Origin of the sequence: uncultured Maribacter sp. (assembly GCF_947500405.1) — a bacterium.
Taxonomy (GTDB): domain Bacteria; phylum Bacteroidota; class Bacteroidia; order Flavobacteriales; family Flavobacteriaceae; genus Maribacter_B.
The window spans coordinates 1-1,642 of record NZ_CANMRY010000037.1; the positions used below are offsets into that span (position 1 = coordinate 1).

Sequence of the window (1,642 nt, forward strand, 5' to 3'; positions counted from 1 at the left end):
GGAAATTCAGACACACGAATCTTTTTTAGAATATTAAATTTAGTCAGAATTTTTCAGGTCAGCCATTAAGGGTAACGTTTAGTATATGAAAAGTAGGCGATTTCGAAGCACGGAACTTTCGGTTAGACACTTACTTTGATACGAGCCAATCCCCTTGAATTTAGCACTATTCCGCCTATTTTTTATATACAATGTTGGCAGTAGTTATTCTATCCATTCTAAAGTTTGGTCTTTTTGCTTTCTAAATACTTCGTCCTTATTAATATAATGATTCATAAAATTGAGTATCACTTCTGATTTGAGTTTATGTCCTTTCTCTTTATCGTAGCCTTTAGTTGCCATCATTGGAATCATAAATGGAATATCAGTAAAGTCAATATGTCCTGCATTATTAAAACGAACCCAATGCCTATTCGGAATACGGTTTTTAAAGAAATTCGATACATTTTCCAGTTCAAATTTTTTCACATCTCTATAAAATTTCACATTTGGCAATCCTTTCTCTGTAAGCTCATCATCTGATAAATCGGGCGAATATGAACTGATATACAAAAATGGGATATCGATTTCTGATGTTGAAGGCATTGGTCCGTCAATATTAATTATCATTGAAGGTTTCACCTTCTCTTCCTTGACACTTGAGCAAGTAGTACCTCCGAGCGAATGGCCTAACAAAATAACCTGTTCAAAATCTATGTTCTTAACAAAATCGAATTGTTCGGTTTTAAGTTCTTTGATTACAAATGAGATATATTCAGTTTGAAGTGGAACAACTTTATCCATCAATTGTGCATGAAAATCTTTTTGAGCCTGTAAAGTAAGCGTGGATGCCTGAACTAAACTTAGTTCATATCTATTAAATGAAAAACCAAAATCTATTGCTACAACGATAAATCCATGGCTTGCAATTTCTTGAAGTAAAGCTGTATTGTCAATATTGGTACTTGCTGCTCCATGAGCATAAATAACTAATGGTAACTTTTGCTCAGCAGCTATGTCTTCTTGAACTTCGTAAGCCCCGGTTTTCACAAGTTTTAAATGGCTAAAGAGAATTCCTGGCATTCCCATGACACCATCTAACGACTTAGTTGGTTGTTCTGAATATATATCTTTTTGTTGTCCAGCTTTTTCTATAGGATACCAAGCTTTTATGTTTACGATGCCTAATTCATTCTTATTAGATGTAAAATTTTCAATTCTAGTGCCTACCAAGTGTTTTCCATTAGTTTTTGGAAGGTAAAAAACAGGTATCACATAACTTAGTGTTAATCCAATAAGAATGAGAATAAATGAGAGTATTCCACCGATTATTTTCATCCATTTTTTACGCACCGTAGTTTTGGAAAAGAATAATGTAAGTTGAACAATTGAAAGAAGGTAAATAGGTAACATTTGCCATCTAATATTCTCTGTTGAAATATGAAAAACTAAGATAGCTAACAATCCTATATTGAGAGCCTTTTTTAGGTTGTTATATTTCCCTACATACTTTTCAATTAATACAAGAGATAGTAGAATTATTGTTATGATTTCAAATAGCCTCATGTTTTTTTCTAATTACCGCCAACGTGTTTGTATATGGTTTGTTGCGTGGTTTAGTACGTAATTTAGCAAATAAAAACCGAATAGAAAATCCGCGAGG

Annotated in this window: 1 protein-coding gene; it reads right to left on the reverse strand. The window is 32.9% G+C overall.

Translation table 11 applies throughout. The features are described 5' to 3' along the window. Positions 1–204: 204 nt before the first annotated feature. Positions 205–1,545, reverse strand: a complete 1,341-nt coding sequence (locus Q0945_RS15830) for a hypothetical protein (protein ID WP_299436576.1) — start codon at positions 1,543–1,545, stop codon at positions 205–207. Positions 1,546–1,642: the final 97 nt, after the last annotated feature.